A 13836-nucleotide genomic window follows, 5' to 3' on the forward strand; every position below is an offset into this window, starting at 1 on the left:
CGGCAAATTTACCGGCGGGCGCGTGGGTGACGGGGCGGGTGGGCAGGCCCCGGCCAGGGTTGTAGCCGACCTGGTCGGGGCGAGGGATGCAGCCGGTCAGGCCGGCTGGGCTGCGGTGCGAACCTTGCCGCTGTCCATGTTTACCAACTGGTCGGCAATATCGAAGTAGCGGTCGTCGTGGGAGATGACGATGATGGTCTTGCCCAGGCGCTTGAGGTCCGGCAGCAGCTCTGTGTAGAAGATGCGGCGGAAGGTTGGGTCCTGATCGGCTGCCCACTCGTCGAACACCAGTACCGGGCGCTGCTCCAGCCAGGCGCTGATCAGTGCCAGGCGCTTGCGTTGCCCAGTGGACAGGTCGGTGGTGGTGAAGGCGCCTTCGCGTACGCTGACCTTGTGCGCGATCTCCAGGCGTTGCAGGTATTGGGTCGCATCGTCGGGGATTTGCTGGTCACCCTGGACCACGTCGTCGAACAGGTAGTAGTCGGCGAAAATGGTGGTGAACAGCTGCCGGTAGTCATCCCGGTCAAGCACCGACACCGGCTGGCCATCCAGCAGGATGTCCCCACTGTGCGGCGCATACAGGCCAAGCAGCAGCTTGATCAGCGTGGTCTTGCCACAACCGTTCTCGCCGACGATGAACACGATGTCGCCCTGGTTGATCGTGAGGTTCACCGGGCCCAGGCGAAACGGCGTGCTGCCCTCGACAGCCGGAAATGCGTACTGCACATTGCGCAGTTCCAGGCTGGTGATGGTCTGGCGCGGTGCGCCTTGACCGTCGAGCAGCAGGTTCGGTTCGGGCGAGGAAAACTGCTCTGACAGCTCGGCAATGCGCTGGAATGACACCTGTGCCTTGCTGACCAGCGGCAGTACGCTGACCAGATGGTCCAGTGGGCCTTTCATGTACAGCAGCACCAGCACGAAACCGGTCATTGCGGCCTGATCGACGCTTGTCCAGGTGCTTTGCAGCGCCAGGGCCAGGCCGATGACGATGAAGAACAGCGTCGAGCCGAACGTCTTGGCCAGGATGTAGGTATTGACTGCCTTGATCTGGATGGCGCTGATCCGCTCGCTGATCCCCTGGATATGCCGGGTGAACATGCGATACCGGCGCGGCCGGTGTATGCGCAGCTCCTTGGCGCCCTGGGCAATGGCGTTGTAATGCTTCTGCAGGTCGTCCTCGGCCTCGCGGGCGGTGTTGAACCCCTTGATGCCGCGCGTGCGGGCGATGACCTGGGCGGTGATGCCGGCGCCCAATGCCAGCAGCATCAGCAGGAACAGCGGGCCGGACAATGTTGCCAGGTAGCCCATGCAGCCCAGCGTCACCGCCAGCGAAATGGTCAGGGGGGCGAAGGCGAACGAGAAATCGCTGATGGTATCGATATCGTGGGTCAGCACCGGGATCAGGCGGTGGCTGCGATAGCGCTCGATCTGCTCGATGGGCGCCGAAAGCACTTTTTCGCCCAGCTCTTTGCGCAGTTTGGCGATGATCTTCTGGCCAACGAAGTTGGTGCCCATGTCGGAGAAGATGCTGCTGAGCAGGGTGAGCACGCAAAGGCTGGCGAATAACCACAGCACGGCATGGGTCAGCCCTGCTTCGCTGTTGAGGGCGCGGTTGATGGTGGCCAGCAGCGTGGTGACGCTGAAGCCGCCGAGGATGCCCAGCAGGGTGGACACCAGCACGATGGGCCAGAACGGCTTGAGCAACTGGGCAAGCTCGCGGGTCGCGCTGAGCGGTTTGCGAATCATGGGGAAGTCTTCTCCAGGCGGATCAAAGGACGTGGTCAGCAAAGAAGGCTTCACGCTCAAGGCGCAGCAGGGCGGCTTTCTTGTGAGCCAGTTGAATGTCCTTCAGGTGGCCGAACCCCTGGGACTTGAGGAAGTCGATCTGGCGGGTATGGTCGATGCGCGGCTCGCCGAGGATGCGCTGGGTGCGGGGGTCATCGAGGAACATGTAATGCATCAGGGAACGGAACCAGCCGCGCAGTTTGCCAATGCCCTGGTGCTTGGGCTCGCCGATCACCACATGCCAGCCACGGTCGTAGTCGGCGACGTCGTAGTAGGGTGCGATGCGGTCTTCCTTGCACCAGTACACTTCAAAGTAGGCGAAGGGTTCGTCATCGAAGCAGCCGATCAGTGGGTGCACGCGCGGGTCGTCGAGCATTTCGCGAATGTATTGCGCATGTTCTTCCGGGGTGCCGGTCTGCTCCCAGAAGAACGCGACTTGCTCCAGGTTCATCCAGCGGTTGAAGGCTGCAAGGTCTTTCACCGGGTCGATGGTGCGCAGTGAAAAGGTGGTGTTCAGCTTCGGCAGGTGGCGTCGATAGACTTCGCCCGCCGGTTTTGGCGGGCGTTGCGGGTGGCGTTTTTCGCCGCTGAAGCAGTAACGCGGGGCCGTGTGCACGCTGGCCGGCTCACGAAGCCATGGCAGGGGTTGCTGCCAGAACGTCTGGCGGGTGCAGCGCAGGGCAAGCCGGCCTTGGTCGTCGACCTGCCAGTGATCGAAAATGCCTTCACGTACCGCACGCACGGCAAATTCTCGGTCGCCAGGGACCCGCACAGTCACCTCGTCACATTGTTTGTGGTGGCAGAAACGGGTCGCCAGTACCGCCAGCATCGCGCTGGCCGGGAACGCAGGCGGAAGTGGCTCGAAGACGATACTGTGGTCGACCTCCCGGTAGGGGATGGCGGCGCTGCTGTCGAGGCGCAGGCTGCCGCTCTCTGGCGTTTCATCCTGGGCACTGGCTTTGCGGCCATCGGCCAGGATCAGACTGAAAGAGGGTGCGTTCATAGGGCTTCCTGTGAGGGGCGGGTGCGACTTATCGGGTGCTGTCCATGGATAAAGACGAACCGCACCTGCCGATGTTTAAGCGCCGGGTGCGGCACCTGGTTCAGCGCCAGCGACCTGCCAGCCGCCGCCCAGGGCCTTGTACAGGGCGATGCTGCCCATGACCCGCTTGAGGCGCAGTTGCACATCCTCGTCCTGAGCCTGGTACAGGGTGCGTTGGGTCTGCAGGACGGTCAGCAGGTCCTCGGCGCCCGCCTGGTAGCGGCTTTCGGCAATGTCGAAGGCTTTGCGCGCCTGTTGCAGTTCGATCGCCTGCCAATGCAGTTGCCGGTCGATGCCGTCCAGGGTATTGAGGGCCTTTTCCACATCGCTGAAACCGGCCAGGATGGCGCCGCGGTAGTCCTGCAGCAGTTCGTCCTGGGCTGCCACCGCTTTGTCGCGCTCGGCGCCCAGTCGGCCGTTGTCGAACACCGGGGTAACCAAGCCTGCGGCGAGGCTGGTGAAGGGGTTGCGCAAGACGTCCGGGAAATGATCGGCGCCGCTGCCGACGATCAGCGTCAGGTTGAGTTTGGGCAGCATCGCCGCGCGGGCTACACGCACATTGGCCTGAGCCGCCGCCAGCTTGGCCTCGGCATTGGCGATATCCGGCCGTCGGCTGATCAGTTCGCTGGGCAGGCCCGCATCGATCGAGGGCCAGTTGAGCTGTTCAAAGCGCGTGTTGCCCAGTTGCAGGTCCTGCACCGGCTGCCCGACCAGGGTCGCCAGGGTGATCAGGGCCTCCCGGGCCTGTTGTTGGTACAGTGGGCGTTGCCGTTGCTGGGCGGCGACCAGGCTTTGTTGCTGGGCCAGTTCCAGTGCCGTGGCCGAGCCTGCATCGAAGCGGGTTTGCACCAGTTGCAGGACACGCTCGGCATTGGTTAGGTTAAGTTCGGCAATCCGCCCCTGCTGCTGGAAGGCCAGCGCCTGCATGTAGCTGTCGGCAACCTTGCCGAGCAAGGTCAGTTCAACGGTCGCGCGGTCGAACTCGCTGGCTTGCAGGCTGTGCAGGGCACTTTCGCGCGCTGCCGCGTTGCCGCCCCAGAAGTCCACCTCGTAGCTGGCCTTCAGGGCCACATCCAGGTAATGAGTGGTGCGCTGGGTCGGGCTGGAATTCAGCTGGCTGTAGCCGTCGCCGTGCTGCAGGCGCTCGCGGTTGGCATTGGCTGCCCCGGTCACCTCAGGCAGCAAGGGGCCGCCGGCAATGACCGCATCGGCCTGCGCCTGGCGGACCCGGGCCATGGCCGCACCGACTTCGAAGCTGTCGGTGCGGGCTTGCTCCACCAGCTGGTTCAGTGTCGGGCTGCCGAACGACTGCCACCAGCCGGTCAGGTTGCGGGGAGGCGCCTCGGGCGTGGCTGCCTGCCAGCGGGCCGGGGCAGGCACGCCGTGTTGCGGCGGCAGTGCAGGGGTGGCGCAGGCGCTCAGCAGCAGGCAGGCGCCGAGCAGGGGCAAGGGTTTGATCAACGTTGGGGTACTCATACGCTGGTAAGGGCGGCCACCGGGTCGAGCCGGGCAGCCTTGCGGGCGGGCATGAAGCCGAACGCGATACCGGTGACCACGGCGCAGCCGAAGGCACCCATGGCGGCGGGCAGCGAGAAGGCGACGGCGACCTGGCCGAGGCTCAGGGCGCCGCCAATCAGCAATGCCAGGGCGATGCCGCTGACGCCGCCGACCATGGTCAGCATCACGGCTTCGGTAAGGAACTGGCGCAGGATGTCGCGCTGGCGCGCGCCGGTGGCCATGCGGATACCAATTTCCCGTGTGCGCTCGCGCACGGTCATCAGCATGATGTTCATCACCCCGATGCCGCCCACCAGCAGCGAAATGGCGGCAATGGCGCCCAGCATCAGCGACAGTGCGTTCTGCGTTTTGGCTTCGGCCTGGATCATCGCCGCATTGTTGGTGAGTTCGAAATCGGTTACGCCGTTGTGCAGTTTCAGCAGCAACTGGTCGATGACCTGCTCGGTCTGCTTCACCTGGCGCGCATCCGCAGCGGCGATCACCACGTATTCCGGGGCCTGGTTGCCGAACAGGCGCACGCTGGCGGTGGTGTAGGGCACCATCACCCGGGCATCGGCATCCTGGTCGCCAGAGCTGGCGCCCTTGCCGGCCAGCACCCCGATGACCTGGAACGGTGCGTTCTCGATGAGAATGTACTGGCCCACCGGGTTGCGGTCGGCAAACAGTTTTTCCCGGGTCTTTTCGCCAATTACCGCCACTGCCGCGCCGGCGGCTTCGTCGGCCTCGGTGAAGAAGCTGCCTTGCACGACCGGCCAGTTGAATATCTGCGGGAAGTAGGTGTTGGAGCCGCCTACATACAGCTTCAGGTCCTGGTTGCCATAGCGGACGCCGGCCTTGCCGCCATTGACGGGCATGATCATGCGTACCTGGGGCAGGGTGGCGATGGCGCGGGTGTCGTCCAGGGTGATGATGCCTTCCGGCGCCCTGGGGGCGGGTGGCTTGCCGTTGAGGTAGATGATGTTGGAGCCGAAGGCGCCCATCTGGGCCATGACCTGGCGCTTGCTGCCTTCACCCACTGCCAGCATGACGACCACCGACGCCACGCCGATGATGATGCCCAGCAACGTCAGTGCGGTGCGAAAGCGGTTGATCCACATCACCCTCCATGCCGCCTTGACGGCGTCGAGCAGTTCGCCTTTCCAGGCACCGTTGTGCTCGCTGCCGTCGTTCAGGCGTTGACGCAGGTCAACGGCCTGCAGCGCGCTGGCCTTGGGTGTCGAAGCGGGCCGTGGCTCAGGCTGGGCCTGGTCGCTGATGATTTGGCCATCGCGTATTTCGATGATGCGCTTGGCCCGTGCGGCGACTTCCCGGTCGTGGGTGATGAGGATCACCACATGGCCCTGGCTGGCCAGTTCGTCGAGCAGGGCCATGACTTCGGTACCGCTGCGGCTGTCGAGGGCGCCGGTAGGTTCGTCTGCCAGAATGATATGGCCACCGTTCATCAGCGCGCGGGCTATCGATACGCGTTGCTGCTGGCCGCCAGACAACTGGTGCGGGCGATTACCGGTACGTTCGGCCAGGCCCAGGCGGGTCAGCAGGGCATGGGCGCGTGCGTGGCGCTCGGCGGCAGGCGTGCCGGCATAGATCGCCGGCATTTCGACGTTTTCCTGGGCGGTGCCGGAGGCAATCAGGTGATAGCCCTGGAACACGAAACCGAAGGCTTCCCGCCGCAGCCAGGCGAGTGCGTCACTGTCCAGGCTGGCCACCTGTTCACCCGCGAACAGGTAGTCGCCACTGGAGGGGCGGTCCAGGCAGCCGAGGATGTTCATCAGCGTAGATTTGCCTGAGCCAGAGGTACCGACAATGGCGACGAATTCACCGGCATGGATGCTCAGGTCGATGCCACGCAAGACCTCGATTCGCGGTGTATCGACGCCGCCATAGCATTTGCGGATATCGCGCAGCTCAATCAGGGGAACCGGCATTCACCCTCCTGCACTGAGCAAGGGGCTGATCAGCAGGTGGTCACCTTCTTCCAGCCCTTCGAGAATCTGCACGCGCAGGCGGTCGCTGATGCCGGTGCGCACTTCGCGATTTTCAATGGCGCCTTGTTTCGTCAGTACCTGTGCCAGCCTAAGATCGGGCTGCTTGCCCGGGTTGAGCGCGGAAATCGGGGCGGTCAGCACGTTCTGCGCGCGGTCAGCGACGAAGAACACCTGGGCGGTCATTTCCGCCATCAGGGCGCCGTCGGCGTTGTCGACGTCCAGCAAGACCGTATACAGCACCACGCGGCCATTGCTTTTGCTGGCCGGGCTGCCGCTGCCCTGGTTGGCATGCTCCAGCGGCTTGGGGGGCACCGGCAGGATCTGCCGCACCCTGCTGCTCCAGCGCCGGGTGCCGCCGCTAAGGGTGGTGAAGTAGGCGTGCATGCCGGGTTTGACATGGCCGATGTCCGCTTCCGAGACCTCTGCCCAGACGGTCATCGGTGACAGCTTGGCAATGCGCAGGATCAGCGGTGTTTGCTGCTGGGCGTTGAGTGTCTGCCCCTCGCGGGCATCCAGTGCGACCACAGTGCCACTCATGGGCGCATAGATGCGTGTGTAACCCAGTTCGGCCTGGTCGCTGCGCAGGCTGGCCTGGGCCTGGCGAATCTGCGCCTTGATCATGTCGATGCGCGCCTGGGTGGCCTTGAGTTCGGCACGCGCCGTTTGCACGTCCTCTTCGCGCGTGGCGCCGCCTGCCGCCAGGCTCTGCTGGCGCTCGGCCTTTTGCCGGGCCAGCTCATGCTGGGCACGTTGCTCTTGCAACTGCGCCTGCAGGTTCTCGACCGAGTAGCGTCCCGCGTCCAGCTTGGCCTGTTGCGTGGACGGGTCGATTTCAACCAGCAACTGGCCTTCTTGCACGGCGTCGCCAACCTCGACCTTGATGGCGCGGATCTGCCCGGAGGCCTGGGCGCCGACATCCACATAGCGGCGCGGCTGCAACGTGCCGATGGCGGTCACGCTGCTCTCGATATCACCCCGGCTGACAGTGACGGTGTTCAGGCCGTCGTGGCTGGGCGGCATGATCTGCCAGGCACTCACGGCCAGCAGCGTTGCCAGGCCAAATACGATGATCAGGGCCCGGCGGGCCAAGGGGGGACGATTCATGCAGGGTTCCGGCCAAAGTGAATTCCTCCGAGACGCGTCGCGGGGTTGTCCTTTGAACGAGAAGTAGCCTGCAAAATTTACTGCGCGGCATGCCGCAGGTCTTGATAGTTGCCGGTGCCGCGGTAACTGTCTGATTAATCGATTAAGCTACAACTAGCAGAAACAAAAAAACCCGACAGTTGTCGGGTTTTTTTGTGAGCTCACATTACTGCTTGGCAGGTTCTGCCGGAGTAGCTGGCGCGGCTTCCGGAGCCGGAGTAGCCGGTGCGGCTTCTTCGGCAGCCTTCTGCTCGGCTTCGGCCTGATCTTTGGCAGCTTCGGCGTTTTCCTTGGCTGCTTCGTTCATTTTATCCTGAGCTTCGCCCATTTTTTCCTGGGCTTGCTCGGCGTGTTGCTGTGCGTCCTGGGCTTTGTCTTCGCTCGCTTTATCGCAAGCGGCCAGGCCCATGGCAGCGGCCAGCATCAGAGCAAAAGCAAAAGGTTTACGCATGGGGGTGTTTCTCCTTGGTGGAATAAGTGACTTGTTCCTTCGATGCAACTACGCGGAATAAGTTCCGCGAAGATTACAGATATATAACGTACCGTTCTACATAGACTTTTCAATAAATTTATGCCGCTGCGACAAAGCGGGTGGAAGCTGCCAATGAGCGATTCAACCTTGATGGCCATGGCCGAGCGTTTTCTCTCGGCATTAAAACATTGCCAGTTATTGCAAATGCGTGTGGCGCAGGCGGATGGCGATGGCATGACCCTGGTCCTGCCGTGGTCGCCGGCCATTGTCGGCAACCCGCAAACCGGCGCCGTGCACGGCGGCGCGCTGACCACCCTGATGGATACCACCTGCGGCATGGCCACCTTGTGCGTGTTGCCGCGTTTCGAAGTGTGCCCCACGCTGGACCTGCGCATCGACTACATGCACCCAGCCGAGGCCGGCAAGGACATCTATGGCCACGCGCAGTGCTACCGGGTTACCCGCGACGTGATCTTCACCCGTGGCAGCGCCTACCAGGACGACCCCGGCCAGCCCATCTGCCAGGTGGTGGGGACGTTCATGCGCCTGGGCCAGGACATCAAGGGCGGCATCCGTTTCGGCAACAGCCTGAAGGAGGGCGGGGCATGATTCCGCACGCGGTTCGCCAGCAGCTCAACGCAGCCCACGCGGTAGGCGACTATCGACCACTGCTGGCGCTGATTCCCTACGCCGGCTTGATCGGCATCGAATGCGAGCGCCAGGGCGAAGACCTGCTGTTCCGCCTGCCGGCCAGCCAGGACAACATTGGCAACCCGCTGCTGCCGGCTATTCATGGCGGGGTGATCGCCGGCTTCATGGAGCTGTCGGCAGCGTTGTACCTGCTGATCTACAGCGAGAGCGCCAGCATTCCGAAGATCATCGATTTTTCCATCGACTACCTGCGCGCCGGGCATTTTCGCGATACCTACGCCCAGTGCCAGTTGTGGCGGCAGGGCCGACGCGTGACCAACGTGGCCATCACCGCCTGGCAGGGTGACAGGCAATCACCAATCGCCACGGCCCGTGCGCATTTCAAGATCGAGCCGGAAAAGCCCTTGAAATCATCCGGGCAGCCCCCATCTGCATGACATCCGCCTTGACGCAGGCCAGACCGGCCGCCAGGCGCCACTGCCATCAGATCGGAGTTTTGAAGACCATGAGTGTGGAGACTCAAAAAGAAACGCTTGGCTTCCAGACCGAGGTAAAGCAACTGCTGCACCTCATGATCCATTCCCTGTACTCGAACAAGGAGATCTTCCTGCGGGAGCTGATCTCCAACGCCTCCGACGCTGCCGACAAGCTGCGTTTCGAAGCCCTGTCCAAGCCTGAGCTGTTCGAAGGCGATGCCGACCTCAAGATTCGCCTGAGCTTCGACAAGGACGCCGGTACCGTCACCCTCGAGGACAACGGCATCGGCATGAGCCGCGAAGACGTCATTGCCCACTTGGGCACCATTGCCAAGTCCGGCACTGCCGACTTCATGAAGAACCTCACCGGTGACCAGAAGAAGGACTCGCACCTGATCGGCCAGTTCGGCGTGGGCTTCTACTCCGCGTTCATCGTTGCCGACAAGGTCGATGTGTACAGCCGCCGTGCCGGCCAGCCAGCGGCCGAAGGCGTGCACTGGTCGTCGCAAGGCGAGGGCGAATTCGAAGTCGCCACCATCGACAAGCCACAGCGCGGTACCCGTATCGTCCTGCACCTGAAGAAGGACGAGCAGGAATTCGCCGACGGCTGGCGCCTGCGCAACGTGGTCAAGAAATACTCCGACCACATCGCCCTGCCGATCCAGCTGCCGAAAGAGCAAGCTGCCGCCGAAGGTGAAGAGCAGCCGGCCGAAGAGTGGGAAACCGTCAACCGCGCCAGCGCCCTGTGGACCCGTTCGCGCACCGAGGTGAAGGACGAGGAGTACCAGGAGTTCTACAAGCACATCGGCCATGACTTCGAGAACCCGCTGGCCTGGAGCCACAACAAGGTAGAAGGCAAGCTCGAATACAACTCGTTGCTGTATGTGCCGGCCCGTGCGCCGTTCGACCTGTACCAGCGTGAAGCGCCACGCGGCCTGAAGCTGTATGTGCAGCGCGTGTTCATCATGGACCAGGCCGAGTCGTTCCTGCCGCTGTACCTGCGCTTCATCAAGGGCGTGGTCGACTCCAATGACCTGTCGCTGAACGTGTCGCGTGAAATCCTGCAGAAAGACCCGATCATCGACTCGATGAAGACCGCGCTGACCAAGCGCGTGCTGGACATGCTGGAAAAGCTGGCGAAGAACGAGCCTGAGCAGTACAAGGGCTTCTGGAAAAACTTCGGCCAGGTGCTGAAGGAAGGCCCGGCCGAAGACTTCGCCAACAAGGAAAAGATCGCCGGCCTGCTGCGCTTCGCTTCCACCCACGATGACAGCGGCGAGCAAAGTGTTGCCCTGGCTGACTACCTGGCCCGCGCCAAGGAAGGCCAGGACAAGATCTACTACCTCACCGGCGAGTCGTACGCACAGGTCAAGAACAGCCCGCACCTGGAGGTCTTCCGCAAGAAAGGCATCGAAGTGCTGTTGCTGACCGACCGCATCGACGAGTGGCTGATGAGCTACCTCAACGAGTTCGACGGCAAGGCCTTCGTAGACGTTGCCCGTGGCGACCTGGACCTGGGCAAGCTGGATTCGGAAGAAGACAAGAAAGCCCAGGAAGAAGTGGCCAAGGACAAGGAAGGCCTGGTCGAGCGCCTTAAAGGTGCGCTGGGTGACAGCGTGGCCGAAGTGCGGGTCTCGCACCGCCTGACCGACTCGCCGGCAATTCTCGCCATTGGCGAGCAGGACCTGGGCCTGCAGATGCGCCAGATCCTCGAAGCCAGCGGGCAGAAAGTGCCGGAGTCGAAGCCGATCTTCGAATTCAACCCGAGCCACCCGCTGATCGAGAAGCTGGACAACGAGCAGAGCGAAGACCGCTTCGCCGAGCTGTCGCATATCCTGTTCGATCAGGCAGCGCTGGCGGCCGGTGACAGCCTGAAAGACCCGGCAGCGTACGTTCGTCGCCTGAACAAGCTACTGGTCGAGCTGTCTGCTTGAGTTGATGCACAGCAAAGCCCGCTTCGGCGGGCTTTTTTATGACGAGTGCCAAAGGAGTGCTTGATGAGCAAAGTAATCGTCGAATCGCTGGTTTATCACCTGTCCGGCAAGACCTACGAAAGCCGCCTGGTCTATGAGCCGGGTGCGCTGGGCCGCCCAGGGCTGGTGATGGCGCCGAACTGGATGGGCATTGGTGAAGGTGCCGAACGCATCGCCAAGGAAGTGGCCGAGAAGGGCTATGTGGTGCTGATCGCCGACCTGTACGGGCAATCGGTGCGCCCGTCCAACGCCGAGGAGGCTGGCGCGGCGATGATGCCGCTGAAGAACGATCGTAATGAATTGCGCAAGCGCATGAAGGAAGCCTTGGCGCAACTGCTTGGCCAGTCGAAGGCGCTGCTGGAGCCCGGCAAGGTCGCTACCTTCGGGTTCTGCTTCGGGGGTTGCTGTGCGCTGGAGCTGGCACGTACCGGCGCCGACCTGCGCGCGACGGTGTCGTTCCACGGCACCCTGGACACACCGGACCTTGAAGATGCCAAGCACATCAAGGGTTCGGTGCTGGTGCTGCATGGTGCCTCCGACCCGCTGGTGCCGAAAGAGCAGTTGCCGGCGTTCGAAGCGGAAATGAACGCGGCAAAGGTGGACTGGCAGTTGCTCAGCTACGGTGGGGCGGTGCATTCGTTCACCGACCCGAGTGCCAATGTGCCGGGCAAGATGCAGTATGACCGGCGTACCTCGGAGCGGGCGTTCCGCTCGATGCATAACCTGCTGACTGAAGTGTTCCAGCGCTGAGCGTGCATGGGGCCGCCAGGCGGCCCCCCATCACCGCGGCAACTCGATCCTCGAAATTTCCCCCGGCACCACAGGCCAATCTCCGGCGGCCCACCTGGCCCTTGCCTGCTCGATCAGCTCTGGGTCGCTGGCCACGAAATTCCAGTTCATCCGCCGCGGCCCATCCAGCGGCGCGCCACCTATCAGCACCAGCTCACACTCACCCTCCGCGTACAACGTTACCGCTTCGCCCTCCGGGAGCACCACCAGGCTGCACGGCGCCACATCCTCATCATTCATTACCAGCTCTCCGTCGAGCAGGTACAGCGCACGCTGCGCAGGTTCTTCTGGCACCAGCAGGGTGGTCGCCGGCTGCATCCGAACATGGGCATACAGGGTGGGGGACAGTACCGGTACCGGGGACGTCAGGCAAAACCCGCTGCCGGCAATCATGCAGATACGCACCCCTAGGTTGTCGCTGACCGGCAGGCTCGCCGCAGGGTGATGGCTGTAACTTGCCGGGCCTTGTTCATGCTCGCGCGGCGACGCCAGCCATACCTGCAGGCCGTGCAGGCGTGAGCCGTGCGCCAGGGCGTCCGCTGGCGTGCGCTCGACGTGGGCCACGCCGCTGCCAGCCGTCATCCAGCTGACATCACCGGGCAGCACGTGCTGGTCCGAACCCAGGCTGTCCTTGTGCTGGATTGCCCCTTCGAACAGGTAGGTCAAGGTGGACAGACCGATATGCGGGTGCTGGCGGATGTCCATGCCATGCCCCGGGGCGTAGTCGGTTTCGAGCATGTGGTCGAAAAACACGAACGGGCCAACGCTGCGGCACTGGGCCGATGGCAGCGGGCGCAGGATCGGCTGGCCCTCGACCGATTCGGCGCGGGGGTGAATGACCAGGGGGCTGCTCATGGGACGGCTCCAAGGGAGGTGACAGTGCTCCAAGCATAACGGTTTGCCTGCTGTGGCTGAACCGTCTCGCTGGCCGGCCGGTCTACTGTTTTCATACTCGTAGAAGGAACTTGCCCATGATTGCCAGAGCGCTGGCCTGCGTGATGTTGTCTGCCTGTCTGAGCCAGGCGGCCCAGGCGCGCGACTACCGCTACAGCGATGCCCACTTGCATTACGTGGACTTTTTCCAGGAAAGCGAAGGCATGCCGGCCCTGCTTGAAGCCATGGATGCCGCGGGCATTGAGCAGTCGATGATTTCCGGAATACCGGTAGCCAAAAAATGGCACGAAGACGAGCCCAAGCGCCCGCGCTATTACGCCGGCGATGACGCCGACGCCTATTGGTACAGCGCCACCGATACATACGTGGCAGCGGCGCTGCAGCAATTACCCAGTGAACAGCGCAAGCGCTTCCACCCGTTTCTCAGCGGCTTCAACCCGGTGGACAAGAATGCTGTCAGCCATATCGAGCGCATGCTCGATATGTACCCGGGGCTGTGGCAGGGCATCGGCGAGGTGTTCACCCGGCATGATGACCTGACAGCGCTGACCAGCGGCGACACGCCACGTGCCAACAATGAAGCCATGACGCGTATCTACCACCTGGCGGCCGAGCGCGACCTGCCCGTGCTGCTGCATTCCAACATCACCTCCAAGCGCGAGCGCAACCCGTTGTACCTGGCTGAGATCGAGGAGCCGCTGCGCAATCACCCGCACACACGGTTCATTTGGGCGCATGCCGGCAGTAGCATGGAAATCCACCGGCACCAGACGCAGATGGACTTTCTGCTGCCGGTGCTGACGCGGCTGCTGGAGGACTACCCGAACCTGTACGTCGATTTGTCGTGGAGTGTGCTGCAGCCGTATTTGCTGGATGAGAAAGGCGTACCGCGCAAGGCATGGCTGGCGCTGGTCGAGCAGCACCCGGAGCGCTTCATGTTGGGTTCGGATGTGGTGGGGCGGTTCGGCAGCCTGGGGGAGCAGATGCACGGGTTCAAGCCGTTTCTGGATGCTTTGCCGGAGCAGGTGGCCAACAAGGTGGCCCGGGAGAACTTTCTGGCGGTGCTGCCCAAGATCAAGCAGTGACCAGGCATGCAAATGAAAACGCC

At 63.0% G+C, this 13836-nt stretch carries 12 protein-coding genes; 5 read left to right on the plus strand and 7 right to left on the minus strand.

Going from position 1 to position 13836, the window contains the following annotated elements:
• Positions 1-96 precede the first annotated feature (96 nt).
• From DMX11_RS17640 to DMX11_RS17665, 6 genes are all read right to left on the minus strand, one after another.
• The gene (locus DMX11_RS17640) at positions 97-1746 is read right to left on the minus strand and encodes a cyclic peptide export ABC transporter (protein WP_110745666.1); all 1650 of its coding nucleotides are present in this window, start codon (positions 1744-1746) and stop codon (positions 97-99) included.
• A gap of 22 nt (positions 1747-1768) precedes the next feature.
• Positions 1769-2788, minus strand: coding sequence for a GNAT family N-acetyltransferase (locus DMX11_RS17645; RefSeq protein WP_110745667.1), 1020 nt, complete (start codon positions 2786-2788; stop codon positions 1769-1771).
• Positions 2789-2863: 75 nt separating this feature from the next.
• Positions 2864-4303, minus strand: coding sequence for an efflux transporter outer membrane subunit (locus DMX11_RS17650; protein WP_110745668.1), 1440 nt, complete (start codon positions 4301-4303; stop codon positions 2864-2866).
• Positions 4300-6270 carry a MacB family efflux pump subunit gene (locus DMX11_RS17655; protein WP_110745669.1) on the minus strand — a complete coding sequence of 657 codons (1971 nt, stop codon included), beginning with the start codon at positions 6268-6270 and terminating at the stop codon, positions 4300-4302. Before DMX11_RS17655 ends, DMX11_RS17650 begins: the two co-directional genes overlap by 4 nt.
• The gene (locus DMX11_RS17660; RefSeq protein WP_110745670.1) at positions 6271-7434 is read right to left on the minus strand and encodes an efflux RND transporter periplasmic adaptor subunit; all 1164 of its coding nucleotides are present in this window, start codon (positions 7432-7434) and stop codon (positions 6271-6273) included.
• Positions 7435-7639: 205 nt separating this feature from the next.
• Positions 7640-7924, minus strand: a complete 285-nt coding sequence (locus DMX11_RS17665; protein WP_023381347.1) for a hypothetical protein — start codon at positions 7922-7924, stop codon at positions 7640-7642.
• Between the two features lie 153 nt (positions 7925-8077).
• Here DMX11_RS17665 and DMX11_RS17670 point away from each other — a divergent pair, with 153 nt between their 5' ends.
• The 4 genes from DMX11_RS17670 to DMX11_RS17685 all read left to right on the plus strand — a co-directional run bounded on the left by DMX11_RS17670 (position 8078) and on the right by DMX11_RS17685 (position 11795).
• The gene (locus tag DMX11_RS17670; RefSeq protein WP_110745671.1) at positions 8078-8554 is read left to right on the plus strand and encodes a PaaI family thioesterase; all 477 of its coding nucleotides are present in this window, start codon (positions 8078-8080) and stop codon (positions 8552-8554) included.
• Entirely contained in the window at positions 8551-9033 is a 483-nt protein-coding gene (locus DMX11_RS17675; protein ID WP_110745672.1) for a PaaI family thioesterase, read from the plus strand. The genes DMX11_RS17670 and DMX11_RS17675 overlap by 4 nt, the downstream gene beginning before the upstream one ends.
• 68 nt (positions 9034-9101) lie before the next feature.
• Positions 9102-11006, plus strand: a complete 1905-nt coding sequence (gene htpG / locus DMX11_RS17680; protein WP_110745673.1) for a molecular chaperone HtpG — start codon at positions 9102-9104, stop codon at positions 11004-11006.
• A gap of 63 nt (positions 11007-11069) precedes the next feature.
• Complete coding sequence (locus DMX11_RS17685) at positions 11070-11795, plus strand: dienelactone hydrolase family protein (RefSeq protein ID WP_110745674.1); 726 nt, start codon at positions 11070-11072, stop codon at positions 11793-11795.
• Positions 11796-11825: 30 nt separating this feature from the next.
• On the opposite strand, the gene DMX11_RS17690 is transcribed toward DMX11_RS17685, so the two are convergent.
• A complete protein-coding gene (locus tag DMX11_RS17690; protein WP_110745675.1) occupies positions 11826-12689 on the minus strand; it encodes a pirin family protein in 864 nt (287 codons plus the stop codon).
• A gap of 116 nt (positions 12690-12805) precedes the next feature.
• Here DMX11_RS17690 and DMX11_RS17695 point away from each other — a divergent pair, with 116 nt between their 5' ends.
• Positions 12806-13813: an amidohydrolase family protein gene (locus DMX11_RS17695; protein ID WP_110745676.1), complete on the plus strand. Its 1008-nt coding sequence runs from the start codon at positions 12806-12808 to the stop codon at positions 13811-13813.
• Positions 13814-13836 lie beyond the last annotated feature (23 nt).

Source organism: Pseudomonas sp. LB-090624 (assembly GCF_003205205.1).
Classification (GTDB): Bacteria; Pseudomonadota; Gammaproteobacteria; order Pseudomonadales; family Pseudomonadaceae; genus Aquipseudomonas.

What these genes read in the sequence shown, in the direction of transcription:
- DMX11_RS17640 (WP_110745666.1), bottom strand. Translation starts at nt 1,746, where the DNA reads ATGATTCGCAAACCGCTCAGCGCGACCCGCGAGCTTGCCCAGTTGCTC.
- DMX11_RS17645 (WP_110745667.1), bottom strand. Translation starts at nt 2,788, where the DNA reads ATGAACGCACCCTCTTTCAGTCTGATCCTGGCCGATGGCCGCAAAGCC.
- DMX11_RS17650 (WP_110745668.1), bottom strand. Translation starts at nt 4,303, where the DNA reads ATGAGTACCCCAACGTTGATCAAACCCTTGCCCCTGCTCGGCGCCTGC.
- DMX11_RS17655 (WP_110745669.1), bottom strand. Translation starts at nt 6,270, where the DNA reads ATGCCGGTTCCCCTGATTGAGCTGCGCGATATCCGCAAATGCTATGGC.
- DMX11_RS17660 (WP_110745670.1), bottom strand. Translation starts at nt 7,434, where the DNA reads ATGAATCGTCCCCCCTTGGCCCGCCGGGCCCTGATCATCGTATTTGGC.
- DMX11_RS17665 (WP_023381347.1), bottom strand. Translation starts at nt 7,924, where the DNA reads ATGCGTAAACCTTTTGCTTTTGCTCTGATGCTGGCCGCTGCCATGGGC.
- DMX11_RS17670 (WP_110745671.1), top strand. Translation starts at nt 8,078, where the DNA reads ATGAGCGATTCAACCTTGATGGCCATGGCCGAGCGTTTTCTCTCGGCA.
- DMX11_RS17675 (WP_110745672.1), top strand. Translation starts at nt 8,551, where the DNA reads ATGATTCCGCACGCGGTTCGCCAGCAGCTCAACGCAGCCCACGCGGTA.
- htpG (WP_110745673.1), top strand. Translation starts at nt 9,102, where the DNA reads ATGAGTGTGGAGACTCAAAAAGAAACGCTTGGCTTCCAGACCGAGGTA.
- DMX11_RS17685 (WP_110745674.1), top strand. Translation starts at nt 11,070, where the DNA reads ATGAGCAAAGTAATCGTCGAATCGCTGGTTTATCACCTGTCCGGCAAG.
- DMX11_RS17690 (WP_110745675.1), bottom strand. Translation starts at nt 12,689, where the DNA reads ATGAGCAGCCCCCTGGTCATTCACCCCCGCGCCGAATCGGTCGAGGGC.
- DMX11_RS17695 (WP_110745676.1), top strand. Translation starts at nt 12,806, where the DNA reads ATGATTGCCAGAGCGCTGGCCTGCGTGATGTTGTCTGCCTGTCTGAGC.